Raw genomic sequence first — 24,229 nt, forward strand, 5'->3', positions numbered from 1 at the left:
CATCTGAACTTCGCTGTCAGATGGTCTTTTTGATCATATTCCGTGCTCGCTTTTTAGTTGATCGACGTATTGTTTTGCTTCGAGCAAAGACGATCCGAGCGTCTCTCGAACGCGTTTGACAGCTTCAACCGTCTTTCCTTCATGAAGCAACTGAACCAGTTCGACTTGTAACGCTGCTTCTTCTAGTGACACATCATTCAGACCGAGGTGCTCTTCGATCCGTTGTAGCTTCTTCAGAATCGTTTGTTGGCGGCGTTTCGCTTCGTCTGCTTTTTGAGATAAGGACATCCAGATGAAGAATAAGACGATTAGTGGTGCGAACGTGACGACAGAATCCATGGAGAACACCTTCCTTTGTTCCACCGTACCATAGAAGGTGAATCATAACAAATAGTGGAAAATGATGTAGAAATTGATTATGCTGATATAGTGGAAAATAAAGGTTAATATGGAAGGGAGATTAATTTAGTGGACAATGTGTTAGTGACATTTTTGCCATTCTTGATTCAAGTTGGACTGCTCATGGTGCTGTTCTTCTTCGGAACGTTCGGTTTGTTCTTCTTCGTCAAACGAAGTTCATATCACAATAGCCGGTATTACCGACTGACACGCGAGCCGTTTTTACGGATCGTTCGTGATAAAGGAAAATGGGGCGAGTACTTGACGACACGTCAACTCGATCAAGTGTCCGGATACGGCACGTATGTCTTTAATACATACTTACCACGTGCACGCGGTGAAGGTACGACAGAAATCGATGTGACGTTCATTCATGAAAGTGGCATCTATGTACTCGAATCGAAAAACTACAGCGGCTGGATTTTTGGACGCGAGCAGGACCGTCAGTGGACGCAGCAGTTCCAGAATCGCTTCAAACAACGGTTTTATAATCCGATCAAACAAAATGAAGGGCATCTCAAAAGCATGCAACGCTTCTTGGAAGGAACGGATCCTGCACTCTTTCACTCCTTGATCGTTTTCAGCGAACGCTGCGAACTCAAAAAAATCACGGTCGATTCAGCGCATGTCCGTGTCTTGAAACGAAATGTCTTACGTAAGACGATCGAGCAACTCGCGACAGAAAAGCCGTTGACACCGAGTCAAGTTGATACGATTGCAGGGAAACTCGGGGTTCATTCACAAGTCGATCGTGCCACGCAACAAGCGCATATCGATGGGATTCGTCAACGACAGGCAAAATGAGACCGTTGACGAGCTCATTCTCCTTCAGGTATAGTGAATGAATAATAAGTAGTGCAACTATATGGAGATGATGGGATGAAGGAATCGGAATGGTCACTCGGGATGCAATTATCCCGTAGTTATTACGCATTCAAACGTGCCGCTGCTAAACGGATGGAAGCATTCGGACTGACGCCGGAACAATTTTCTGTCCTGAGCGAACTCGCAAAACAAGATGGTGTTTCGCAAAAGCAACTAGCACTTGTGACAGAACGTGATCAAACGACGATTGGTAAGATTCTTGATAAGCTAGGAAAAAAAGAGCTGATCGTTCGAACGCCAGATCCTCGGGACCGACGAGCGGTTCTACTCTTGATGACACGAGAAGGACGCGACATCGTCGATCGCCTCGGACCAGAGCTCGATCAGCTACAGCTCGAAGCGTTCCGTGGATTATCGCGACAGCAAATCGAGCAATTGAAGGAAACACTCGAGACCATTCACCGGAATGTGACGTGAATGGTTTTCTCTCGGATATATAGTTGCACATGATATTATAAGTAATGCATATAAAAAAGGAGATAGAAACATGAAAGCATGGAAAGATGTCTGGTCAATGACACAAACGAAAGTCGGGCTCGTCTTCGCAATCGTCGTCCCGCTCGTGTTCCTCGTTGTCTGGATGACGGGTTACCAAGGAACGACGGAACGTCTTGATCAATTAAATGTCGGGGTCGTCGCAGAAGCGAATGATCCGTTCATCCAGTCGTTGCAACAAGCACCGTTCACGGTTCAGACGGTTGCAACAGAAACAAAAGGGTTGCAAGCACTTGATGCGAATGAAGTCGATCTCGTCTTACAAAAAGATGATGCAACGCATCGATTGACAGCACACGTCAGTCAGACGAATGCGGAATTCGCAAATGCAATCCTCGAGAGAGCAACGGAAACGATCAGCAAACAGTTGAATGGAGAGCCGACGTTCACGACGTCAATCGTTACGGAACATGCCGTCTCGGATTTTGCTTTATCAATGCTTCCGCTCGTTCTCGGATTTGTCATTTACATCGCGACGATGACGATGGGGATACAATTCAATCTCGTCAGTACGATTTTAAAGAGTCGTCACACAAAATGGGATCTTTTCTGGAGTCGACAACTACTGCACGGCATCGTCTTACTTGTCGTACCATTGCTCCTCGTCTCAATGGCGCATCTACTGACAGATATCAATACGCCATTCATCAAATTGTGGGCGTTCGAGCTCCTCGTCGTTGCGACCTGTATCGCTGTCACACAGATGAACTTTGCCTTATTTGGTCCGATTGCTCCACTCGTTAATGTCGCATTGATCCCGTTCCAGTTAATGACCGCAGGAAACATTGTTCCAGCGAAGATGCTGGCACCATTTTATCAATCACTCGGAACGTTCCTGCCTGTTCCAAATGCCGTCTCTGGTTTCGGTCGATTATTATTCATGGATGGATCAGTCGGGACGCAAGTCCTTCATCTATCCTTACTATTTGTTGGTAGTTTCTTGGTGACGTGTCTCATTACAGTCTGGAAAAGAGAGGGCGTTAGGCAGCAAGCCATGGCTTGAGAAAAAGTATAGTTTCAAAAAAAGCTCACGTCTCAATTTCCGAGACGTGAGCTTTTGTATTAGAACAACTCGTTGATTGGTGTGTCACCTTCGAGTAGTGTGACGACTTGTTTCGATGCTTTATCATGACCGATCGCAGCTAAAATAACACGGGCGACGTCCTCGCGTGGAATTTTTTTAGTCGCTTGCTCGGACGGATCCGTCGTGACGTTTCCTGTTCCGGCTTCATCCGACAGTCCACCTGGACGAAGAATCGTATAGTTAAGTGATGATTCCTTCAGGACACGATCCGCATAACGTTTCGCGATGTAATACGGCTTCATGCTGTCGGACCATGTTTCTGGCGAATCGGCATTCAAGGCACTGACCATGATGAACTGTTTCGCATGGATTGCTTCCGCTGCTTCAATCGATTTGACGGCACCGTCGAAATCAATCAGCATCGTTTTGTCCGCTCCTGTATGACCACCTGATCCTGCGGTAAAGATAACGACATCTGATCCTTGTAATGCTTCCGTGATTGTCGCGACATCGTCTTCAAGATCAAGGTAGACCGGGGTATGACCGAGTTTCTCAAAATCACTGAATTGGTCCTTGGAACGTAATCCTACTTTGACATCGTGCTCCGAATCCTGCAGTAAGCGAGCAGCGTGACGACCTACTTTACCATTTGCACCAATGATGAAAATCTGACTCATGTTCCATTCCTCCATTCCACGATTTGATGATTCTGTTTCAGTATGGAAAAGACGAGGGGATTCTGTAAAGAGACGACTTATGGAACTGTAACCGTCATCAAAACATCTTTTTAACACTTTTATGCATAAAATCGTCAAATTATCTTGAAATCACGTGTATGTGTGGTAGGATAATGACTATTACCCACACCGAAAATCGTTTAGGTTAAATTGTGGCAATATTCGGAGAATGGGCAACGACGAAACAGAAAGGAGAGATACGATGAGAAAGAAACCATGGCTATTAGCTGGACTTGTCCTGACAGGCGTTGCCGCTTGGATGATCTGGAATCAACAGACGGATGCCGAAGCACATGACATCTTCGAAGACCACAAGCTGGTCGTCGGGACGACGGGGGATTATAAGCCCTTTACATACTGGAACGAGGAACGGAATCGTTATCAAGGCTTTGATATCGATGTCATCCAAGCGTTCGCCAAAGCAGCGGATCTTGACGTGACGTTCGTCAAGACGACATGGCCGACATTATCGGAAGATACGAAATCAGGGAAGTTTGATATCGCTGTCGGTGGCATCACGAAGAAAGTCGAGCGCGAGGTCGTCGGAGACTTTACATCGTCGTATTTCTCCTTTCAAAAAGCACCGCTCGTAAAGAAGGAAGATGTCGAACGCTTGAATTCGCTTGATGCAATCAATGATCCATCCGTCAAAATCGGTGTCAATCCGGGTGGGACGAACGAGGCGTTCGTGAAGAAGCATTTCCCGAAGGCGAATGTGACCGTCTTTGAGAACAACTTGGACATTCCAAAAGCCGTCCAAAGCGGTCAAGTCGACGTCATGGTAACAGACGACATCGAAGCGTTGCATTACGCAACAGAACTGAATCTTGCGGTGCCCAAACTCACTGAAGCATGGGAAGCAGCCGAGATGGCGTATTTGATGAAACCGGACCAAAAACAGCTTGGAGATGTTTTCCGGGTCTGGATTGAAAGTGCAGAGGGGCAAGAACAGGTTGAACAACTAAAGAAAATATGGAACATCGTCTCGACGCGGGAGACGGTCGGAGCGAAAGGAGCGGGAGCACATGAGTAAATGGGGATGGATCGTCGTCGGAGGTGGCGTCTTGTTTGCCAGCTTACTAACACTTTGGCAAACGGAGCAACCACGACGTGTACAAGCAAAGAACGTCTTTGCGACGAAAAAAATCGTCGTCGGAACGACCGGCGATTATAAACCATTCACCTACTTGAACCGGAAGACGAACGAGTACGAAGGATTCGATATCGAAGTGATCCGTTCTTTCGCGAAGACGACCGGCATCGATGTGGAGTTCGTCCCGACGACATGGCCGACGCTGTCTGCTGATCTCGCTAGCGGGAAATTCGATATGGTCGTCGGGGGAGTGACGAAAAACATCGAGCGCGAGATCATTGGCGACTTCACGTCAAGTTACCTGTCATTCCAAAAGACACCGCTCGTCCGTAAAGAAGATGCCGGACGCCTCGTTTCGATTGAACAGATCAATCGACCGGACGTGACGATTGGTCTAAATCCAGGCGGAACGAATGAACAATTCGTCCGCAAGACGTTTACGAAGGCGAACATCGTCATGTATGAGCAAAACCTCGACATCCCGCATGCGGTTGCCTCAGGTGAAGTTGATGTCATGATCACTGATACGGTCGAGGCGATTCATTATGAAGCACTCGATCAACGACTCGCGGCACCAAGAATTCAAGAAAAGTGGATTCCGGCGGAGAAAAGCTACCTCGTCCGGGAGTCAGAAGCGGACGTCGTCGATGTCTTTAACCTCTGGATGCAGTCGTACGAAGGACAGGAAGAGATGGAGCAATTAAAAGAGAAATGGCAAGTGGCGTCATAAGTGGATCGTGCCTCCTGATAGCAGGAGGCACGATTTTTTAATGACAGGAATCTGATGGGAAAAGTCGAACAAGTATGTAGAAGCAAACCAGGAGGAAACCGATATGTTGAAAAAGAGAACATCGAAACAATGGCTCATCATGACCGCTCTTTTAGCCTGTGTCACTTACACATGGCTCGTCATCGGAGATGTTTGGATTAATCCTACGTTATTGTTTGCTGGAGCACTTGTATTTACGAGTGGCGCGGTACTATCGTTTAGTCTCGTGTTAGCGCGAGCCGTTCGCTTAAAAGGAGTTAAGTTTAAGATGATGCTGGTGTCGGTAGTCGTAACGCTTGCCTTGTCTGCAGGTGCCGTATATGGTGTATACCAGATTGTAGCGTAATCGTTAGTGATTGAATCGAGGCACCGATTCAGGTGTCTTTTTTGATTTTTCGAACAGATAAAATAGGAAAATCTTGGACATGACTTTGAATTCATGGAAAGAAGGAATGAAGATGATTCATGTCGTGAACTTGACGAAGACGTACGATGGAAAGGATGTCGTCAAAGGGATTTCCTTTGACGTGCAAGCAGGGGAAATCTTCGCCTTTCTTGGATCAAACGGTGCCGGGAAATCGACGACTGTTCAGATGCTGACGACGCTGATTAAACTGAGAATACCGATTAGGACGAGCAGGAAACGATTGAATCCGTTCATATTTCATCTCTCCTTTCTGTCGTTAAATTGTTTGTTTTTAGACGTTCGGGAAATCACGAATACCATGAATAATATGTGACGTCAAAATAAAAATACAGTGAATGAAAAAAACTCCTCTCATTGTGTCATGAGAGGAGTACAACAGTTTTATTTTTCGATTTTCGGTACTTTTACGATGTAGTAGATCGTACTTAAAATCAAAAAGGCGATTCCGATTAAGATTGAGACGCGTGTCTCGTCATTAAACAGCATGCCGACGAGTACTGTGATCAGCGCGAAGATCGATAGATAGTTCGTCACCGGCGCACCTGGCATTTTGAACGGATGCGAGGCTGTCCGTTCACTTTCGATTTTTCGGTAACGGATATGACTGATTAATATCGCGAACCACGGCACCATCCCTGGTAGTACCGAAGCGCTGTAGACATAAACGAAGATGTTCGTATCCTTTCCGAGAACGTGCGGGAGAATGATATCGAGGATGACACCAAAGAAAATCCCGATTGAAATGGCTAGAACTGTATAGAGCGGAATCCCACGTTTATTGATCTTTAAGAAGAAAGACGGCATCTGCCCTTTTTCCGCTAATGCATAGATCATCCGACTGGCGCTGAAGATTCCTGAGTTACAACCGGATAAAGCGGCCGTGATGACGACGAAGTTAATGATGCCAGCAGCAATCGTCACACCGACCTTGGCGAATGTCGCAACGAATGGACTTCCAAGATCGGATAATTCGTTCCATGGATACACCGTGACGATGATGAAAATCGCTCCAACGTAGAAAATCAAAATCCGCCAGACGACACCATTGATCGCCTTCGTGATGTTTTTCTCTGGATCTTTTGTTTCCCCAGCCGTGACTCCAATCAACTCGACACCGATGTAAGAGGCGAAGACGATCGAGAGGGCAAAGAAGAAACCGGTGAAACCGTTTGTGAAAAAGCCGCCGTTTGCCCAAAGATTCGAAAGACCGACTGGATTTCCGCCATTCCCTAGTCCAAAGAAAATAATGCCGAATCCAGCGACGATCATCAGAAGAATCGTCAGTATCTTGATCGAAGCGAACCAAAACTCGAGTTCACCGAACATTTTGACGGAAGCAAGGTTTGCGAGCGTCAAGAGAATGATGACGACGACCCCTGGAATCCATGTTGGTAGTTCAGGCCACCAGAAGCGTAAGTACGTTCCAACGGCGATGACTTCACTCATCCCGACGACGACCCAGTTGAAGATGTTGCTGCTTGCTGTTAAAAAACCAGCAGCTGGATGGATATAATCGTTTGCGAACTTTGCGTACGATCCACTGTGCGGATGGGTGTAGACCATCTCGCCGAGTGCCCGCATGATGAAAAAGATAAAAACTCCGGCTAGCATGTACGCAAGTAAGACTGATGGTCCTGTCCAAGCGATCGTACTTGACGCCCCGAGGAAGAGACCAACACCAATCGTTCCTCCGAGCGCAATCATTTGTACCTGTCGTGCTGTTAAATCTCGTTTCAAATTCGAACTCATCGTTTCCCCCAAAAAAATCTGTGACGTCATAATGTTCAGACAACTTGTCGTAAGAACTATAAGGCTGAGTATACTATCCTCAGATAGGGCACGGCTAGTCTTTTTGAAAATTTGAAATAGAGTTTTCAATAATCAGATATTCATGAAACAAATATGTAACAGCTTTCATTCGCCCATTAATAGAGTGTCAAGTTGTTGACCTAATCTCCCGACATACAGATGCTCAGCAGTTGCTAAGACGATCAAATCATCACGCATTGTAAGATCGCCTGACAGGGAATTTCCTTGTTCGGTCATGAAACGAATCGAACGAATGCCCTTAAAACGTGTTCCATTTCGTTCAAGTAATTGTATGTCATCAGAGTATGCAGCAAGTAGATGGTCATTGTACCGAGCGAACTGAGAAAAGGCGATCGTAGGAGCCTCACAAACGAGATCGTCCTCTTGATTAATACGGACGAAACGATAATCGGAGTAGTAGAAGAACCAGACTTCTGTTGATGAACAGACATTCAGAGCATAACAATCATCAATCGGATATTGCCGATTCTTATACTGCACTTCACCTGTATCGTCAAAAGCGACCAGACCGAAAGCACCATTCGAACTCGTGACGGCATCGGCATAGACACCTTCATCAAAATAACTGACCCAAATCCAACCTTGTTCGTCGATTTGCATATTTTGAATCCCGTCGTCTAAACAAAAGCTATTCAGTAACTGACCTTGAGGATCGTAGATAAAGGCGTTTGGCAACCATGTGCCGTCGATATCATCATCACAACGAGAAGCGACGAGTAACAGCCGTCCGTCTGGAAAACGATCAACGAGGGAAAAGTCGATGTCGTTTCTTTCGACGATCGTCGTCTTTCGCCAGTCATCCTTCAGTTGATGAATGGAGAGGATCTGTGTTTCACGAAATTCATCAATCGATTCTTCAACGATTAAAATATGTCCGTCGACAGTGATGCCAGTTGCGACCGGGCTTCCAGAACGATAGGATGCGGTCAAACGACGTAGCGGGAAATGGGCGAGCGGGTATGTGAGCATGGCACGACCTCCTGTCTGTTGTAAAAAGCAGTCCGTCGACAGACAGACTGCTTAATGAGTTAAACCGACCGTTGACGGCGTTTATAGAAGAAATAGACGATAATTAAGGCGACGGCAGCAATCAAAACACCATTCGTATATGGTGCAGCGACTTCCTTGATCGAGCGCCAGTTCGTTCCGAGTGTTTCTCCAAGATAGAGGAACAAGATTGACCATGGAATGATGGCAAGAACCGTGTAGAGCGAAAACTTCGTTTGATCCATTTTCGCAAGACCAGCTGGAATCGAGATGGCATGGCGGACGACAGGAATGAAGCGAGCTCCGAAGATGACACCTTGACCGTATTTCAAGAACCAGCGTTCAGCTAAATCCAGATGATGTTCAGAGATCAGGACATACTTTCCGTACTTCAAGATCAATGGACGACCGCCATAGCGAGCAAACCAATATAAGAACAATTGCGACAACAATCCGCCAATGACGGCGGCGACGACAGCGAGTGGCCAGCTAATCGTTCCTTGAGAAATCATGAATCCGCCGTATGAGAGAACGATTTCGCTCGGTATGATTTCAATCATCAACCCGAGGGCGATACCGAAATATCCGAGATCGGCAAGTGAAAGTAAAATCTGGTTGACGATTTGAGATAACACGAAAGACAACTCCTTTGTAATCAGTACATTCCTTTATTTTAGAGAACCGAAGATCAAATGAAAAGGAAAAAAACGGAGACAATTAAAAAGACGGATCCACCATGATAGCGAATCCGTCTTGTTTTTATAACACGACCGCAGCAATCGTACCGAAGATGAGCAACGGAATATTGTAGTGCAAGAACGTCGGAATGACGGTTTCTCGCATATGATCGTGCTGACCATCGGCATTCAAACCACTCGTAGGTCCAAGCGTCGAGTCTGACGCGGGGCTACCAGCGTCACCAAGAGCACCTGCTGTCCCGATGATCGCAACCGTCGCTTCTAAGCTGAAGCCATACTGGATGCAAAGTGGAACGAAGATCGCAGCGATGATTGGAACAGTTGAGAAACTTGATCCAATGCCCATCGTGACGAGAAGACCGATCAAGAGCATGACGAACGCGGCAACAAGTTGGGAGTCGCCCATCAATGCTTTTGAGTTCTCAACGAGCGGTTCGATATCACCCGTCTCACGCAAGACATTCGAGAATCCGTTCGCTGAGATCATGACAAAACCGATGAATGACATCATCCGCATACCACGCGTGATGACGTCATCTGCTTCACTGAATCGAACGAGACGAAGCAACAAGAAGAGGATGAGTCCCGTCGATGCAGCAAGAATCATTGATTCCGTCTGCAGTTGAACGATCAGTGTCGCGATGACGACGATACCACTTAGAACAAGTTTCGATTTCGTAATGACCGGGATTTCATAGTCGTCCGGGGCGATATCACGAATTTCATACGTCCGCTCTTTCCGGTACGTATACAGACCGATCAAGAGACCGACGACCATTCCGAGTGCTGGAATCGCCATTGCTTCGATGACAGAAACTCCCGTCGTATCAAGACCATTAGCTTTCAGGTTTTTCAGTAAAATCTGATTCAGATAGATGTCTCCGAATCCGATCGGTAAGAACATGTACGGTGTGACGAGACCGAATGTCATGATGATCGCAATTCGACGTCGGTCCATCTTCAACTGAGAAAAAAGACCAAGAAGCGGCGGAATGATGATCGGAATGAAGGCGATGTGAATCGGTAGAGCATTTTGTGAACTGATCGCGAGTAACAGAATCGCGAACAAGATGAATCCTTTTAACTTCTTGACTGATGCGGCACTTGCGTTACCTCGTGAACGTGCGATCAATGCGTGAGCGAGAGCATCCGGTAAGCCCGTTTTCGAGAGGGCGACGGCAAACGCACCAAGCATCGCGTAACTAAGAGCGATTTCGGCTCCGTCGCCAAGACCACCCGCGAACGCTTCGGTTGTTTTCGTTAAATCAAGACCGCCGACGAGACCGCCGGCGAACGCACTGATGACCATCGCGAGCACGATGTGGACGCGGAAGATCGCTAAGATGAATAGTAAAAAGACGGCAAACAATACGGCGTTAATCATTCGGTAAAACCACACTTTCTTTTGTTATCGCTGCACTATACTAAAGTATCTTACAGCCATGTTGAAACACTGTCAAGGATAAAAGTCTGACCTCGTATTAAATGACTTCACGATAGGCTTTCTAGCTTTGTATAAAAGTCTTATTTTTTAATACCTGGAAGCATGAAGGGAAAAGCATATAGATCACTGAAAATGGCTTACACAAAAAAATGTGCCATCCTTCTCCATTACGAGAAAATGGCACATCATCTTTAATTTAAGACGGAGTAGAATATCCCGAATCTATTTGAGTTTCTTCTATAAGAGAGCAATCAGCAATCGACGACGTCGAGTTTACCGGTCCCTGGGTCGATGACGAGTCCATGGACATTCGTACCAGGTGGCAGTAATGGGTGGTTCTTCACGAGGCTGACGGAGTGGGCGACACTCTCCTGAACTGACGTAAAGCCACGTAACCATTGGTTCAAATCAACACCTGATACTTCAAGCGTGTGAAGAATCTGTTGGTCGATACCTCGATCCTTCATTTCGCTGATCATGTGTTTAGGATCAATCGTGCTCATGCCGCAATCGTGGTGACCGATGACAACGACTTCTTCAGCGCCAAGGGCATACAACGCGACGAGAATCGAGCGCATGACGGAACCGAATGGGTGCGATAGGATAGCACCGGCATTTTTGATGATCTTCGCATCCCCGTTTTTTAGGCCGAGTGCGTGTGGAAGAAGTTCTGTTAGGCGGGCATCCATACATGTCAGGATGACGACCTTTTTATCCGGGAACTTATCCGAGACGAACTGCTCATACTGTTTTTCGGCGACGAATCGCTCGTTGAAGGCTAGCATTTCCTGTACAACTGACATTGAAGTGTCCTCCTTTAGTGGTAGCTCTTAATATGTACCCCATATCAGAATACAAGATGATGAAACGGCTATCAAGTCAGGAAAACGCAAGGTGTGACAAATCGCACACATCCATGTACATGAAGCAAAACGATGAAAAAGGAGAATCCGCAATAGATGTAAACGTTACCAAGGATGTGAGGGAATTCACAGGATGGTCATGCACAAAACAGGAAAAAGGAGTTATGATTGATTTGTGAAGGAAAGCACAAACTATTGAAAAACAGCTTGGCATTCCTGACATAATGGTTGGCAAATCAAACTCAGATTCGTTCCACGACAGGGAGGAAACCACTCATGGCTGTGAAAGAAAAAACAAAATCGACGGCAACGCCGGTCGAACAAGCAATTGGACAAATCGTTGAAAAAGGACAACGTGCATTACAGGAGTTATTGACATTCGATCAAGAAAAAATCGATACGATCGTCCGTGATATGGCACTTGCCGGACTTGAACGGCACGTCGAACTTGCTCGTCTCGCAACAGAAGAGACAGGTCGCGGTGTCTTTGAAGATAAGATGATTAAAAATATATTTGCGACAGAATACATCTACAACAGTCTACGTCATGAAAAAACGGTCGGGATTTTAGAAGAAGATGTACAAAACGGCATCACGTATATCGCTGAACCGGTCGGTGTCGTCTGTGGTGTCACACCAGTCACGAACCCGACATCGACGACGATGTTCAAAGCATTGATTGCGATCAAGACCCGCAACCCGATCGTCTTCGCGTTCCACCCGTCGGCACAACGGTGTTCCGTCGAAGCGGCGAAAACACTCCGCGACGCAGCCATCAAAGCAGGGGCACCGAAAGACTGCATTCAATGGGTCGAAGAACCATCACTTGAAGCAACGAAAGTCTTGATGAACCACGAAAACATCGCCATGGTCCTTGCGACAGGTGGAGCAGGAATGGTCAAATCAGCATATTCAACAGGTAAGCCGGCACTCGGTGTTGGACCAGGGAACGTTCCTTGCTACATTGAACAATCTGCAAAAGTCAAACGGGCAGTCAGCGATCTCGTTCTCTCAAAAACGTTTGATAACGGGATGATTTGTGCGTCTGAGCAAGCCGTCATCGTTGACCAAGAAATATATGCAACGGTCCGTGCAGAAATGGAAGCACTCGGTTGTTACTTCTGTACACCGGAAGAAAAACAACGCCTCGAATCACTCGTAATCAAAACCGATACATGTGCCGTCAACGCGGATATCGTCGGGAAACCTGCGACATGGATTGCAGAAAAAGCTGGGATCGATGTTCCGGAAACGACGGTCATGCTCGTCGCGGAACTCGAGCACGTTGGAGCAGCAGAACCACTGTCTCATGAAAAACTCAGTCCCGTACTCGGTGCGTACCGCGTTGCATCCACCGAAGAAGCGTTTTCGATTGCTGAACAGATGCTTGAAATCGGGGGTCTCGGTCATACCGCCGTCATTCATACGACGAACGATGATTTGATGACAGCGTTCGGACTCCGCATGAAAGCCTGCCGGATTCTCGTCAACAGTCCATCTGCTCATGGCGGAATCGGTGATCTTTATAACGAGTTGACACCATCACTAACACTCGGTTGCGGCTCATACGGGAAAAACTCTGTTTCTGAAAACGTGACTGCGAAACATTTACTCAACGTCAAAAAGGTGGCGAGACGACGCGTGAACATGCAATGGTTCAAGGTACCAGAAAAAATCTACTTCGAAAAGAACTCCGTTCAGTACCTCCGGTCAATGACTGACGTCTCACGCGTCATGATTGTCACCGATCCAACGATGGTACAGTTCGGTTATGCCGATAAAGTGATTCAAAACTTGCCACAGTCCGTCAGTTACCGAATCTTCGACCAAGTCGAACCAGATCCATCGGTGACGACTGTTCAGACAGGTGCCCAAGCCATGCGTGACTTCAAACCCGACTTGATCATCGCTCTTGGTGGTGGGTCAGCGATGGATGCTGCAAAAGGAATGTGGCTCTTCTATGAACAGCCGAACGAAACGTTCTCAAACTTGCGTCAAAAATTCCTGGATATCCGTAAGCGTGCCTACAAATTCCCGACACTCGGTCGTCAAGCGAAGTTCGTCGCGATTCCGACGACATCGGGTACGGGTTCAGAAGTGACACCGTTCACCGTCATCACGGATAAAGAGAAAAACGTCAAATACCCGATTGCTGACTATGCCTTGACACCCGACGTCGCGATCGTTGATCCGGAATTCGTCATGACTGTACCGGCTTCGATTACTGCTGATACCGGAATGGATGTCTTGACACACGCAACAGAAGCATACGTATCGGTCCTTGCGAACGACTACACGGATGGACTGGCACTTAAAGCAATCAAGATGATCTTTGACTACTTGCCACGAGCGTACGAGAACGGATCTGACGCAGAAGCTCGGGAAAAAGTGCACAATGCGTCAACGATGGCAGGGATGGCTTTCGCGAACGCCTTCCTCGGAATCAACCACTCGATCGCGCACAAAATCGGTGGGGAATTCCACACACCACACGGACGGACGAACGCGATCCTGATGCCACACGTCATTCGTTATAATGCGTCACGCCCAACGAAACTGGCAGCATTCCCAAAATACGAATCATTCGTCGCCGATGAACGGTATGCCGACATCGCACGTTACCTCGGTCTTCCGGCAGCAACGACAGAACAAGGGGTCGAATCACTTATTCAAGCCGTTGCTGATCTTGGACAACGTCTCAACATCAAGATGTCATTCAAGGCACAAGGCATTCAAAAAGCAGACTTCGAGGCAAAACTCGAAAAGATGGCAGTCGATGCCTTCGAAGATCAATGTACGACAGCGAATCCGAAGATGCCGCTTGTCGCTGAGTTACGGACGATCATGGAACAAGCATACGAAGGCATCTAAATAGAGAAAAAAATACTATGGCAAAAGATCGTTCAACCGGCTTCTCACTCTGAGAGGTCGGTTTTTATTTTGGAAATCAGTGGAGACAGTCAGAGAAAAAGTGGGATATAATGGCTGTTGAATGAATTTGATGTTTTTGGTTTCGTTGTAGCAGGAATATTCAAACATCAGACATAAAAAGGAGGAAATGGGATGGAGTCAAGGCAAGAAAGGAAACAACGACGGTTTTCCGTCTGGGACGTCCTGTATGGCGTCCTCATCGGTCTCATCTTTTTCGGTGTCATCTACGGTGTGATGGCATTTTTGACTTCACAAATCACCTCATCCTCAGACTATCAGGATCTCGTGAAGCAGATGCAACAGGCGGATATCACATGGGAAGAGACAGACATCACTGTTTCGTTGATGCTTTTGTTCGTCGGTGGGCTGTCGATCACGATGCCGAGCGCAGTCCGAGAAGGGATCATCAATCAGGTGCTGGATGCAAGTTCTGCCGGCGACGTCTTATCGTTGTTTGGGATTGACTTAAGACAAGTCCTCGCGCCATTGACGTTCGATGTCTCTTACGGCACGTTGCTTTATTCTGTTTTTGGTATCGGATTGATCGTCCTGTTATTTTTAGTGTTACGGATTAAGGCAAGTCGGCTTGGGTGGACGATTCGATCGGTCAGTTTCTTTTTAACGGTCGGCATCATCTGGTTTGTTCTTGCCGGACGCGGAAACAGTGTCCCATTCCTTGCGTTACAAGACGGCTATGCGATGAGCGGGATCTTACCACTTCTCGTCGTCAGTCTGCTTGGTTGGATGGCGTTTTTCCCGCAAAAGTTATCCGGTCTGACAGCTGCCGGACGTGCCAGCTTGCTGATTTTGATGTTCGCGAGTACGCTCCAACTTGTCTTTACGGTGCAGGACGAAGCGGAGTATGACGGTGATTCCTCACTACGAACGGCATTGACCGTTGCGAGTCTGAACGCCGGAAGTGGAGGGATGTATGACTGGATTCATGGTGGACAAGTCGTGTATCAAGCAGACGTCCTTGGAGCGAATGCGGAAATCCCGGTCTCGATGCTAAACGGGGAGACTTCAACGGAACAGCTCAATGACTCGATTCAGAAAGTTGTCGATGGGATTGATACGAATCGGGTGACGGAACAATTGCTGACGTTAATCGGTGGAGAACGTCCTGATTTATCAGCGACACAATTGAAGCTTGATCCTGTTGATTTCGGTGTCGCACGACAGACGATCCAAGCAATTGATGCTGAATCGGCCGGAACGACGGCACCAAACATCTCAAGTGAGAGTGCGTATTGGGTGTTGTTACTCGTGACATTTGTGATTTACTTCGTCTGTAGTATCCGGAGTTTCAAGTCGATCATCGACCCATTCATTTTTGCGATCGCGATCGGTGTCATCAGCTTCATCGTCAGTCAAGCTTCATATGTTCAGTTCGCGATGAAGTGGCGGAGTGACGTCTTATTCGAGTTCGCTCAACAGACGGCAGGATGGACGGTGCTTTTCGCAACAGGACTTGCGTTACTTGGTGGAATTCTTGGTTATGTCGTCCGGCGGAAGCCCGACAAAACGGTTTAAGAGACGTGGAGTGATGAAGCTCTTCCACTAGGAGATCTGCCATGAATGGAGACGACGAACGTTATTGTCATTCTCGCTTTCCACAGGCGGGAGGTAAGCCGCGGTATCCTAAACTACGTTTCGTCTACCGGGTCTCACCTGACCCTGACGAAAGCGAAAAACGTGCTTTCTTTTCCTGTAGGAGTTGAGAATGAACAATTACGTTCTACATCAATTATAAACGATACGTTTTCAGGTTCATGTCCTGAAATGTATCGTTTTTTTTATTGAACCTGATTTGTAAAGGTAAAATCAACAATGTAAAGCCAGTATTTGGAATTGGTTAAGTAGGTTAAATAAGACGGATGTCCGACCTATTTGAAAGGACTATTAGCTATAATCGAACCATGCTAAATTAATGAAGCAGTTAAAACTTCCTGGGGGGAAATACATATGAAAAAAGCTACAAAACTTGTCATCGCATCGACATTGATCGCACCGATGCTCGTACCAGTCGTTCAAGTCAAGACACTTGCTGCCGACAACAGTGTCGTCAAGTTACGCTTCTTAGAAACAACGGATTTACATACGAACTCAATGAACTACGATTATTTCAAGGATGCGCAGGACGAGACGATCGGTCTCGTCAAAGCGGCTACAGTCATCAAACAGCAACAAACGGAAGTGGGCGCGACGAACAGCTTCTTGTTTGATAACGGAGATACTCTTCAAGGAACGCCGTTTGGTGATTACGTCAAGAATCAGTATGACAAAGGAAACAAAGGCAAACATCCGATGTACGAATTGATGGAATACCTCGGTTATGATGCAGTCACGCTTGGAAACCATGAATTCAACTTCGGTCTTGATTTCCTCAAGTCAGCGATGAGTGCTTCGAGCGGTTCAATCAAGTTCGTCAACTCGAACGTATTGGATGCAGTCACGAAAAAGCCAATCGTCGCGGACTACAACAAAGATGGAAAAGACTATCAAATCATCGAACGTCAAGTCAAGGACCAGAACGGTGACATGAAAACAGTCAAAGTGGGTGTGTTCGGAGTCGTCACGCCACAAATCATGGCATGGGATGCGGGGAACCTGACGGGGAAAGTCACGGCTGAAGATATCATCCCGACTGCTAAAGCAACAGCGAAGAAATTAAAAGATGCTGGCGCAGATGTCGTCGTGGCACTCGCACATACAGGTATCGGGGATACGACGGATCAAAAAGATGGTGATGAGAACGTTGGCTACGCGTTGACGAAAGTCGCAGACATCGATGTCTTGATGACCGGTCACCAGCACGGCAAATTCCCGGCAGCTGATTCGGCGTTTAATAAACTACCAAACGTTGATGCAACGAACGGCTTGATCAATGGCAAGCCGGTCGTCATGGCGAACACGCAAGGGAAGAACGTCGGTGTCATCGATCTTCAATTGAAGCAAGTTGACGGGAAATGGGTCGTTGATACATCTGGCGCTAAATTAGCGGACGTGACGAAAGACACGACAGCAGATGCAGGTGCCGTCAAGTTGATCGAAAAATCGCATGAAGGAACACTCGCATATATTCGTCAAGAAGTCGGTACGATCAATGATGATATCCAGAGCTTCTTTGCCCTCGCGCAAGACGATGATTCGGTTCAGTTCGTGACGAACGCTCAAAAATGGTATGTCGAGAAACAACTCAAAGAAAATGCGGATCTTGCGAAATATAAAGATCTCCCGTTGTTATCTGCAGGTGCACCATTCAAAACAGGTGGTCGTAACCAAGTCAACGCATCCGATTACACATTGATCAAAAAGGGACCGATCGCACTGAAGAACGTTGCCGATCTCTATGTTTATCCGAATACACTCGAAGTCGTCAAAGTAACAGGTGCTGACGTCAAAGATTGGCTCGAGATGTCTGCCGGTCAATTCAACCAAGTTGGTGGTGAGCAGACAGAGTTGTTGAACAAAGATTTCCGGAGCTACAACTTCGATATCCTCGACGGATTGACATATGAAATCGACATCACGAAACCGGCAAAATTTGATTATAACGGTGGTGTCGCCAATAAAGAAGCAAGTCGTGTTCAAAACATCAAATATAAAGGCAAAGCGATCACAGACGATCAAGAATTCCTCGTTGCGACGAACAACTATCGCGCTGGTAGTGCGACGTTCCCAGGTCTTGGCGGCGGAAAGAACATCGTCTACAAATCGGCTTACGAAACACGTAACGTCATCTCGGACTTCATCAAAGCGAAACAACCGGTTGATTACAAAGCGGACGATAACTGGTCACTCGTTGCAAGCAAACCGATGACGGTCAGCTTTGATTCAGCGGTTGCAGCTGCACCGTACGTTAAGCGGTATGAAGGTATCACAAACACAGGTGAAACACGTCCAGGTGAGACAGGTACGTTCCTTAAATTCAACATGAATGTGCCGATGAAAGACTTCACGGTCTCGGCAAAAGCAGTTAAACCAGGTGCGAAAGTCGTCATAGGTCAAGCCGTTCCGGGCGCAAAAGTCACGGTCAAACTCGGTGATAAAGTCCTTGGAACAGCAACAGCAAACGAAGCGGGTCAATATGAAGTCGTGACACGTCCGCTCAAATTGCGTGACAAGTTGACAATCGTCTCAGAACTCAGCTTCATGAAAACAGAAACGAACGTGACGGTCGGAACAGGTGTCGTTGCGACACCGGCAATCGATAAAAAATCAGCAGTTTACGGATCAACTATCCTCCGCGGTAAAGCAACGGAAGGTCTTGACGTCACCCTCTACAAAGGATCAACGAAGATTGCGAAAGCGAAAACGACGGCAAGCGGCTTCAAAATCGCGGTCAAGAACGGTCTAACGACAGGAACATACACAGTCAAGTCGACAGACATCTCGAACAAAATCATGAAAAAAGCGTCGTTTACAATCAAGAACACATACCCGGTTAAAAAATGGTCAGGCAAAAAGACGTTGACAGGTAAAGTCGAAAAACGTCAAATCGTCCGTCTCTACCAAAAAACAGCGTCTGGTTACCAATTGATCGCCCAAGACGTGGCGGACCAGCACGGGAACTACGTTCTGAAGATGCGTCAGGCATTGACGAACGGCTCATATAAACTCAACATCTATACAGCGAAGGATCATCTTGATCAATCACGCTACTTCATCACGAAGTAATATGAAAAACGGATGTCTGCATATGCAGGCATCCGTTTTTATTTGATTAGATATGCGCGTTGCGAAAGTAGAAACAGTTTAATGCGTTCGTACATGATTGCTTGTTCGACCGTCAATTGATTCGTCGCATGCGACATGTAGAGTCGTGACTTTACTGTAAATACATCGTCCGTAATGAAGGGAAGCCCCATCTCGCGACAGACGGAAACAGGAACAAAGCTGTAATACCGTTGCTGGCGTAAGGCGAGCTGAAGTGAGACGTCATCGATGTAGTGCGTGGTATCGGCATAGATATTCAGTTCCGCCATCTTCAATTGGATGAAGCGGTTGTAGTCCTTATTGTGGGACGGGAACAAAAAGGCAGTTTCGGTTTCATCCGCATAGAGCATCTTAATTGCTTCTTTCTCTGAATAAGAAGCTGGATACGTGATGACAATATCTTCTTCCACGATCGGTTCACTCGTAATGAGCGGATGTTTGAGTTCCATGAAGCTGATTGAGAAATGGAATTCTTGATGAAGGAGACCGCTCAGGATTTCACGGTTCGAGAGGATGTCCGAGTTGAACAATGGAGCAGTTTGTGGAAGAAGAAACTCCCGTAGAATCAATTGGATGAAGCGACCATGTGAACTGGCAAGACTGAGTGGTGTTTCCGTTGATGCATCGTTTCGTACCATTCGTTCCTGAACACGTGTCAACTCGTGTTCGATTTTTTCGACAGACTGAAGTAACAGTCGACCATTTTCAGTCAAACTGATCGTTCTGCCTTTTCGATGAAATAATATCGTGTTCAATTCACGCTCGAGTTTCTTGATCGTCGCACTAAGGGCAGGTTGGCTGATGAATAATCGTTCGGCAGCACGCGTCACGTTCAATTCCTCAGCGACGTGACGAAAATAATTTAAATGTAAGAGCTCCATGAGATCCTCCTGACATAACCTATAGGTTATCAAAATATATAATTATATATATTTCTGTTTATGATGAAACTAGTATACCGTATATTCCAGAGGTGATAGAAATGAAAATCGGAATTTACGGAGCAGGATCCCTTGGAACCATCATGGGAGCTTATCTAAGTCAACAGTATGCGGATGTCGATTTGATTGATACGAACCGCGCACATATCGAGGCGCTGAACACAACAGGGGCACACGTCATTGGTCCGGATTTAACGCAAGCTGTTCATGCCATTCATCCGGATGACATCACAGAGACGTACGATATCATATTATTGCTGACGAAGCAGGTCTACAATGAACCGATCCTCGCGAAAGTGCGGACGATCTTGAAGGAAGACGGCATTCTCGTCTCCTTGCAAAACGGTGTACCGGAAGAGTTCATTCAACAACAGATTCCAAGCGAACGTATCATTGCGGGATCCGTCGAGTTCGGAGCGACATACGTCGGACCAGGTGAGTCACGCCTGACATCAGATTACGAACATTTCAAGACGTATGCGATGCAAATCGGTGAACTGGACGGGAAGAAGACGGATCGGATCGTCCAACTGAAGGAAATCCTTGATCACATCGGTGGGACAGAAATCTCTGATAATCTACCAGGAACGAAATGGTCAAAACTCGTCATCAATAGTACGTTCAGTGGTTTATCCGCTGCGTGTAACGGTACGTACGGCGACGTTCTCGATCATCCTATCTTGTTACGGGCAGCAATCCATACAATGCAGGAAGTTGTTGAGGTCGGTCACGCCCACGGCATCACATTCGCAATGATGAGTACGTTTGAGCCGGCAGCCTATGCGACATTAGACGATATCGATGAAAAATTGATCACTGTACCACGATTGATGCACGGATCACGCGACTTAGAAGCGAGTATGTTGCAGGATTTACAAAAAGGACAACCGACTGAAATTCGTTTCATCAATGGGATCGTCACGATGTACGGCAAGACGTACGATATCGCAACACCGTTCAACTCACTCATTCAAGAAATCGTAGAAGAAGCGCAAGCAGCGAAGACAGTTCCTGATTTTGAAACAAGTGTCGCACGCTTTGAAACATTATTGAATGCGTAAAGGAGGAATTCAGATGAGACAAGAAGATGTAAAAAATGTCGTCGCGACGCCGATCAATGCGCCGGTCTTTCCGGCAGTCGATATCTTCTTTCGGAATCGGGAATACTTGAACATCATCTATGAGACGGACATCGAAGCGTTACAAGCAGTCGTACCGGAACCGCTTGAGGTGCTGAGCAATCAGATCAAGTTCGAGATCATCAATATGCCAGATAGCACAGGTCTTGGGAGTTATCTTGAGTGCGGGCAAGTCATTCCGGTTCGGTATCAAGGGGAAATCGGTGAGTTCTACCTATCGATGTATGTCAACAATCAGCCGGCGATCGCCTCTGGTCGAGAAGTAGCTGCTTTTCCGAAGAAGTATGGTTCACCCCGATTGTATCTCGACAATGATGTACTCGTTGGAACGCTTGACTATCATTCGCTCCGCGTAGCACAAGCGACGATGGGATACAAATACGTTCCGATGGCAGTCGAAGAGGCACAGTCAATTGTCGGTGCGCCGCAGTTCATGCTCAAACAACATCGCGGTTATCAAGGCGAGTTGATCATCTCTGAACTGACACGCAGTCAAATCACGGATCTTGAGATTAAAGAAGCATATCGTGGACCGGCTCGGCTTCAATTGTTTGAACATGTCATGGCACCACTCGCTGACTTCCCTGTTCGAAAGGTCGTCGATGCTCAGCATATCATCGCTGATCTCCGACTCGGTGGACCTGCGAAACTGTTTGATTATCTAAAGGACTAACACTTCTCTAACATCATATGTAGCAAAACGACCTCCAAAACGGATGGTCGTTTTGTTTTACCCTAAAAACTGGCATACTGAGATGAGAGGGGGAGACGATCATGCGACAAGTCATTGTGTTACCGTATCAATCAGAATGGGCGAGTGAATACGAGCGAGAAGCGGACCGATTACGGGAGGTGTTCGGAGTACGTCTTAAGCAAATCCATCATATGGGAAGTACATCAGTTCCAGGACTCGCGGCAAAACCGATCATCGATATCCTGCCTGTTGTCGATGCGCTCGAGGGAATCGAGCAGTTTGATGAACCGATGGAAGCACTCGGTTACGAAGCGAAGGGTGAATTCGGCATGCCGGGACGCCGCTATTACCGAAAAGGCGGCGACGAACGGACGCATCACATCCATCTCTATGCGGCGGGAAATCCAGAAATCATGCGTCATCTCGTCTTCCGGGATTACTTACGTACCCATCCAGAAGAAGCCGCTGCTTACGGAGCATTAAAGGAACAATTAGCGACAACATATCCGCTCGATATCGAAGCCTATATCGCCGGCAAGGATGCGTTCGTCAAGGAACTCGAACTCCGCGCAATTGCTTGGGGGAACGCGCATGACTGACTGGGAACGTGCTCTCATTCGCCATGTCAGTATTGGTGTAAAGACGTCGAAAGTCTTGTTTGAGAAGATCGAAGCAAAGGACTGGAACGCGCAACCGATCCCCGGGAAGCGGACCGTCGGTGAAGTCGCCGTCCATCTTGCTGTATTGCTTGAAGCCGATTTAATGCTCGCAGAAGGAGCAACGGCAGAAGCGATGCAGGCATTTTATGCGGAACCGGTCATGTGCAATCAGTTATCAGAGCGAATCAATCAAGCCTTTCGGGTCTATCAAGAAAAAGTCACAATCGGATTTTTGACGCGTCCGACGTACTGGGGAGTTACCGACTCGATGAACGGCTGGGCGATCGAAGCAGCCGTGCATCTCTATCATCATCGATCCCAGTTATTTGATTACTTGAACATCCTTGGGTACGAACTAGAGATCTCGTTATTTGAATGAATGGAAGTAGGGATAGTGTATGGAATATATCGTCGAAACATCAGCCGGTCGATTTGATACCCGGTTGACGGGAAGTGGGGACGTCACATTCGTCCTCGATCACGGGATGATGTCGAATCGGCATCAGTGGGGTTGGCTCCGAACTGAATTATTGAAACGGGGGCGGGTCTTTGAATATTCGCGTCTCGGTTATGGGCGGTCGAGTCGTGGCAAAAACAAACGACTCTTTACACATCAAGCGGATGAGTTGGCAGATGTTTTACGGATACTTCAAGTCGAAGGACCCTATGTCTTCATCGGTCACTCGCTCGGAGCTTATATCTCGCTTGCAAGTGGACGCCTGTTTGCAGACGAGACACGCGGCATCGTCTTGCTTGATCCGTCGCACCCGGATGTCGATGCGGCATTGCCGAACTGGTACGAACGAACACAAGAGGAGTGGAATCGATTCCTCTATTTCCTTAGTCACGTCCGACCGATCGCCTGGATGATTCCTGATCGTCTCGGCAAAAAGATGTTCAGTGTCTTACCGGAAGCCGATCAATTACCGATGTGGCAGCATTTTGCGGCACCTGGGCATTGGCAGGGAACGCTCGATGAATGGCGAACGGTCGAGGAGAACAATCAGATGATTCTTTCGTTGATCGAAGACGTGACGCAGCCGGTCCTCGTCCTGTCCGCTTCGAACTGGGCGGGTGGTATGCCAGAAAGTTGGTTGAACCCGGCATTGACCGAACAAATCAATGCGGCTCACGCTGCGTTCGCTGACAGTTTACCGAACGGAATGTATCATGTGATTGCAGATACGAATCATTACACGATCGCCGGATTTTCTCACGAGGCAGCGGAGCGGATCACGGATTTGATTGGCTCGACATGGGATTTACCGATTCAAAGTCAGTAGTAAGGTTACGCTTTTTCGTTTAGCTCGAATCGTTTTCCTGGGACAAGCATCGCGCCGGTACACTTCGTTGCAGGGTCGCTCCTGCTTGTATTTCCCTAAAAAGAAATTCCGAGCGGAAAAAAGTTTCTTTTCTTGTGCTTCGGAATATCTGACGGAGCTGACTCTAAAGCCAGTATCTACAAAGAATGACGAATGACGCGTCACACGCCACT

The 24,229-nt window shown here is 47.1% G+C and carries 22 protein-coding genes and 1 pseudogene; 15 read left to right on the forward strand and 8 right to left on the reverse strand.

The features are described from left to right. Positions 1 to 33 precede the first annotated feature (33 nt). Complete coding sequence (locus tag B3M90_RS00845) at positions 34 to 339, reverse strand: hypothetical protein (protein WP_290782202.1); 306 nt, start codon at positions 337 to 339, stop codon at positions 34 to 36. A gap of 138 nt (positions 340 to 477) precedes the next feature. Between B3M90_RS00845 and B3M90_RS00850 the strand changes: the two genes are divergently transcribed. The 3 genes from B3M90_RS00850 to B3M90_RS00860 all read left to right on the forward strand — a co-directional run bounded on the left by B3M90_RS00850 (position 478) and on the right by B3M90_RS00860 (position 2,782). Beyond that, entirely contained in the window at positions 478 to 1,203 is a 726-nt protein-coding gene (locus B3M90_RS00850; protein WP_290782169.1) for a nuclease-related domain-containing protein, read from the forward strand. Positions 1,204 to 1,278: 75 nt separating this feature from the next. Next, positions 1,279 to 1,701: a MarR family winged helix-turn-helix transcriptional regulator gene (locus tag B3M90_RS00855; protein WP_053453045.1), complete on the forward strand. Its 423-nt coding sequence runs from the start codon at positions 1,279 to 1,281 to the stop codon at positions 1,699 to 1,701. A 70-nt stretch (positions 1,702 to 1,771) separates the two neighbouring features. Beyond that, positions 1,772 to 2,782 carry an ABC transporter permease gene (locus B3M90_RS00860; protein ID WP_290782174.1) on the forward strand — a complete coding sequence of 337 codons (1,011 nt, stop codon included), beginning with the start codon at positions 1,772 to 1,774 and terminating at the stop codon, positions 2,780 to 2,782. A 59-nt stretch (positions 2,783 to 2,841) separates the two neighbouring features. On the opposite strand, the gene B3M90_RS00865 is transcribed toward B3M90_RS00860, so the two are convergent. Continuing rightward, positions 2,842 to 3,480: an SDR family oxidoreductase gene (locus B3M90_RS00865; protein ID WP_290782177.1), complete on the reverse strand. Its 639-nt coding sequence runs from the start codon at positions 3,478 to 3,480 to the stop codon at positions 2,842 to 2,844. A gap of 262 nt (positions 3,481 to 3,742) precedes the next feature. On the opposite strand from B3M90_RS00865, the gene B3M90_RS00870 reads away from it, so the two are divergent. From B3M90_RS00870 to B3M90_RS00885, 4 genes and pseudogenes are all read left to right on the forward strand, one after another. Then, on the forward strand, positions 3,743 to 4,573 hold the full coding sequence (locus B3M90_RS00870) for a transporter substrate-binding domain-containing protein (RefSeq protein WP_290782179.1): 831 nt from the start codon (positions 3,743 to 3,745) through the stop codon (positions 4,571 to 4,573). Continuing rightward, positions 4,566 to 5,363: a transporter substrate-binding domain-containing protein gene (locus tag B3M90_RS00875; protein ID WP_214855541.1), complete on the forward strand. Its 798-nt coding sequence runs from the start codon at positions 4,566 to 4,568 to the stop codon at positions 5,361 to 5,363. Before B3M90_RS00870 ends, B3M90_RS00875 begins: the two co-directional genes overlap by 8 nt. 103 nt (positions 5,364 to 5,466) lie before the next feature. Continuing rightward, a complete protein-coding gene (locus B3M90_RS00880; protein ID WP_290782181.1) occupies positions 5,467 to 5,748 on the forward strand; it encodes a hypothetical protein in 282 nt (93 codons plus the stop codon). A gap of 106 nt (positions 5,749 to 5,854) precedes the next feature. Then, a pseudogene (locus tag B3M90_RS00885) lies at positions 5,855 to 6,016 on the forward strand (ATP-binding cassette domain-containing protein); the annotation flags it as partial. A 194-nt stretch (positions 6,017 to 6,210) separates the two neighbouring features. Here the strand turns inward: B3M90_RS00885 and B3M90_RS00890 are convergent. The 5 genes from B3M90_RS00890 to B3M90_RS00910 all read right to left on the reverse strand — a co-directional run bounded on the left by B3M90_RS00890 (position 6,211) and on the right by B3M90_RS00910 (position 11,591). After that, a complete protein-coding gene (locus B3M90_RS00890) occupies positions 6,211 to 7,578 on the reverse strand; it encodes an amino acid permease (protein ID WP_214855545.1) in 1,368 nt (455 codons plus the stop codon). A 165-nt stretch (positions 7,579 to 7,743) separates the two neighbouring features. Then, complete coding sequence (locus B3M90_RS00895) at positions 7,744 to 8,628, reverse strand: hypothetical protein (RefSeq protein WP_290782183.1); 885 nt, start codon at positions 8,626 to 8,628, stop codon at positions 7,744 to 7,746. 59 nt (positions 8,629 to 8,687) lie between these two features. Further along, the gene (locus B3M90_RS00900) at positions 8,688 to 9,281 is read right to left on the reverse strand and encodes a DedA family protein (protein WP_035408496.1); all 594 of its coding nucleotides are present in this window, start codon (positions 9,279 to 9,281) and stop codon (positions 8,688 to 8,690) included. 124 nt (positions 9,282 to 9,405) lie between these two features. After that, complete coding sequence (locus B3M90_RS00905; RefSeq protein WP_290782200.1) at positions 9,406 to 10,725, reverse strand: Na+/H+ antiporter family protein; 1,320 nt, start codon at positions 10,723 to 10,725, stop codon at positions 9,406 to 9,408. Between the two features lie 314 nt (positions 10,726 to 11,039). Further along, positions 11,040 to 11,591: a beta-class carbonic anhydrase gene (locus B3M90_RS00910; protein ID WP_023467896.1), complete on the reverse strand. Its 552-nt coding sequence runs from the start codon at positions 11,589 to 11,591 to the stop codon at positions 11,040 to 11,042. 336 nt (positions 11,592 to 11,927) lie between these two features. Here B3M90_RS00910 and adhE point away from each other — a divergent pair, with 336 nt between their 5' ends. The 3 genes from adhE (at position 11,928) to B3M90_RS00925 (ending at position 19,262) form a co-directional block, all read left to right on the forward strand. After that, positions 11,928 to 14,522, forward strand: coding sequence for a bifunctional acetaldehyde-CoA/alcohol dehydrogenase (gene adhE / locus B3M90_RS00915; RefSeq protein ID WP_290782185.1), 2,595 nt, complete (start codon positions 11,928 to 11,930; stop codon positions 14,520 to 14,522). A 192-nt stretch (positions 14,523 to 14,714) separates the two neighbouring features. Further along, positions 14,715 to 16,115, forward strand: coding sequence for a hypothetical protein (locus B3M90_RS00920; protein ID WP_290782187.1), 1,401 nt, complete (start codon positions 14,715 to 14,717; stop codon positions 16,113 to 16,115). A 432-nt stretch (positions 16,116 to 16,547) separates the two neighbouring features. Beyond that, positions 16,548 to 19,262 (forward strand): bifunctional 2',3'-cyclic-nucleotide 2'-phosphodiesterase/3'-nucleotidase, encoded by a 2,715-nt coding sequence (locus tag B3M90_RS00925; protein WP_290782189.1) that lies wholly within the window; start codon positions 16,548 to 16,550, stop codon positions 19,260 to 19,262. 38 nt (positions 19,263 to 19,300) lie between these two features. Here the strand turns inward: B3M90_RS00925 and B3M90_RS00930 are convergent, their stop codons facing one another. Then, positions 19,301 to 20,182 (reverse strand): LysR family transcriptional regulator, encoded by an 882-nt coding sequence (locus tag B3M90_RS00930; RefSeq protein ID WP_214855561.1) that lies wholly within the window; start codon positions 20,180 to 20,182, stop codon positions 19,301 to 19,303. A 101-nt stretch (positions 20,183 to 20,283) separates the two neighbouring features. On the opposite strand from B3M90_RS00930, the gene B3M90_RS00935 reads away from it, so the two are divergent. The 5 genes from B3M90_RS00935 (at position 20,284) to B3M90_RS00955 (ending at position 24,017) form a co-directional block, all read left to right on the forward strand. Continuing rightward, positions 20,284 to 21,303 (forward strand): ketopantoate reductase family protein, encoded by a 1,020-nt coding sequence (locus tag B3M90_RS00935; RefSeq protein ID WP_290782194.1) that lies wholly within the window; start codon positions 20,284 to 20,286, stop codon positions 21,301 to 21,303. A gap of 13 nt (positions 21,304 to 21,316) precedes the next feature. Continuing rightward, on the forward strand, positions 21,317 to 22,054 hold the full coding sequence (locus B3M90_RS00940) for an acetoacetate decarboxylase (RefSeq protein WP_214855566.1): 738 nt from the start codon (positions 21,317 to 21,319) through the stop codon (positions 22,052 to 22,054). A gap of 101 nt (positions 22,055 to 22,155) precedes the next feature. Continuing rightward, a complete protein-coding gene (locus tag B3M90_RS00945; protein WP_214855569.1) occupies positions 22,156 to 22,674 on the forward strand; it encodes a GrpB family protein in 519 nt (172 codons plus the stop codon). Beyond that, a complete protein-coding gene (locus B3M90_RS00950; RefSeq protein WP_290782198.1) occupies positions 22,667 to 23,113 on the forward strand; it encodes a DinB family protein in 447 nt (148 codons plus the stop codon). The genes B3M90_RS00945 and B3M90_RS00950 overlap by 8 nt, the downstream gene beginning before the upstream one ends. 19 nt (positions 23,114 to 23,132) lie before the next feature. Continuing rightward, entirely contained in the window at positions 23,133 to 24,017 is an 885-nt protein-coding gene (locus tag B3M90_RS00955; RefSeq protein ID WP_214729798.1) for an alpha/beta fold hydrolase, read from the forward strand. Positions 24,018 to 24,229 lie beyond the last annotated feature (212 nt).

It is taken from the genome of Exiguobacterium sp. UBA6309 (assembly GCF_002439205.1).
GTDB lineage: Bacteria > Bacillota > Bacilli > Exiguobacteriales > Exiguobacteriaceae > Exiguobacterium_A.

What these genes read in the sequence shown, in the direction of transcription:
- B3M90_RS00845 (WP_290782202.1), bottom strand. Translation starts at nt 339, where the DNA reads ATGGATTCTGTCGTCACGTTCGCACCACTAATCGTCTTATTCTTCATC.
- B3M90_RS00855 (WP_053453045.1), top strand. Translation starts at nt 1,279, where the DNA reads ATGAAGGAATCGGAATGGTCACTCGGGATGCAATTATCCCGTAGTTAT.
- B3M90_RS00860 (WP_290782174.1), top strand. Translation starts at nt 1,772, where the DNA reads ATGAAAGCATGGAAAGATGTCTGGTCAATGACACAAACGAAAGTCGGG.
- B3M90_RS00865 (WP_290782177.1), bottom strand. Translation starts at nt 3,480, where the DNA reads ATGAGTCAGATTTTCATCATTGGTGCAAATGGTAAAGTAGGTCGTCAC.
- B3M90_RS00870 (WP_290782179.1), top strand. Translation starts at nt 3,743, where the DNA reads ATGAGAAAGAAACCATGGCTATTAGCTGGACTTGTCCTGACAGGCGTT.
- B3M90_RS00875 (WP_214855541.1), top strand. Translation starts at nt 4,566, where the DNA reads ATGAGTAAATGGGGATGGATCGTCGTCGGAGGTGGCGTCTTGTTTGCC.
- B3M90_RS00880 (WP_290782181.1), top strand. Translation starts at nt 5,467, where the DNA reads ATGTTGAAAAAGAGAACATCGAAACAATGGCTCATCATGACCGCTCTT.
- B3M90_RS00890 (WP_214855545.1), bottom strand. Translation starts at nt 7,578, where the DNA reads ATGAGTTCGAATTTGAAACGAGATTTAACAGCACGACAGGTACAAATG.
- B3M90_RS00895 (WP_290782183.1), bottom strand. Translation starts at nt 8,628, where the DNA reads ATGCTCACATACCCGCTCGCCCATTTCCCGCTACGTCGTTTGACCGCA.
- B3M90_RS00910 (WP_023467896.1), bottom strand. Translation starts at nt 11,591, where the DNA reads ATGTCAGTTGTACAGGAAATGCTAGCCTTCAACGAGCGATTCGTCGCC.
- adhE (WP_290782185.1), top strand. Translation starts at nt 11,928, where the DNA reads ATGGCTGTGAAAGAAAAAACAAAATCGACGGCAACGCCGGTCGAACAA.
- B3M90_RS00920 (WP_290782187.1), top strand. Translation starts at nt 14,715, where the DNA reads ATGGAGTCAAGGCAAGAAAGGAAACAACGACGGTTTTCCGTCTGGGAC.
- B3M90_RS00925 (WP_290782189.1), top strand. Translation starts at nt 16,548, where the DNA reads ATGAAAAAAGCTACAAAACTTGTCATCGCATCGACATTGATCGCACCG.
- B3M90_RS00930 (WP_214855561.1), bottom strand. Translation starts at nt 20,182, where the DNA reads ATGGAGCTCTTACATTTAAATTATTTTCGTCACGTCGCTGAGGAATTG.
- B3M90_RS00935 (WP_290782194.1), top strand. Translation starts at nt 20,284, where the DNA reads ATGAAAATCGGAATTTACGGAGCAGGATCCCTTGGAACCATCATGGGA.
- B3M90_RS00940 (WP_214855566.1), top strand. Translation starts at nt 21,317, where the DNA reads ATGAGACAAGAAGATGTAAAAAATGTCGTCGCGACGCCGATCAATGCG.
- B3M90_RS00945 (WP_214855569.1), top strand. Translation starts at nt 22,156, where the DNA reads ATGCGACAAGTCATTGTGTTACCGTATCAATCAGAATGGGCGAGTGAA.
- B3M90_RS00950 (WP_290782198.1), top strand. Translation starts at nt 22,667, where the DNA reads ATGACTGACTGGGAACGTGCTCTCATTCGCCATGTCAGTATTGGTGTA.
- B3M90_RS00955 (WP_214729798.1), top strand. Translation starts at nt 23,133, where the DNA reads ATGGAATATATCGTCGAAACATCAGCCGGTCGATTTGATACCCGGTTG.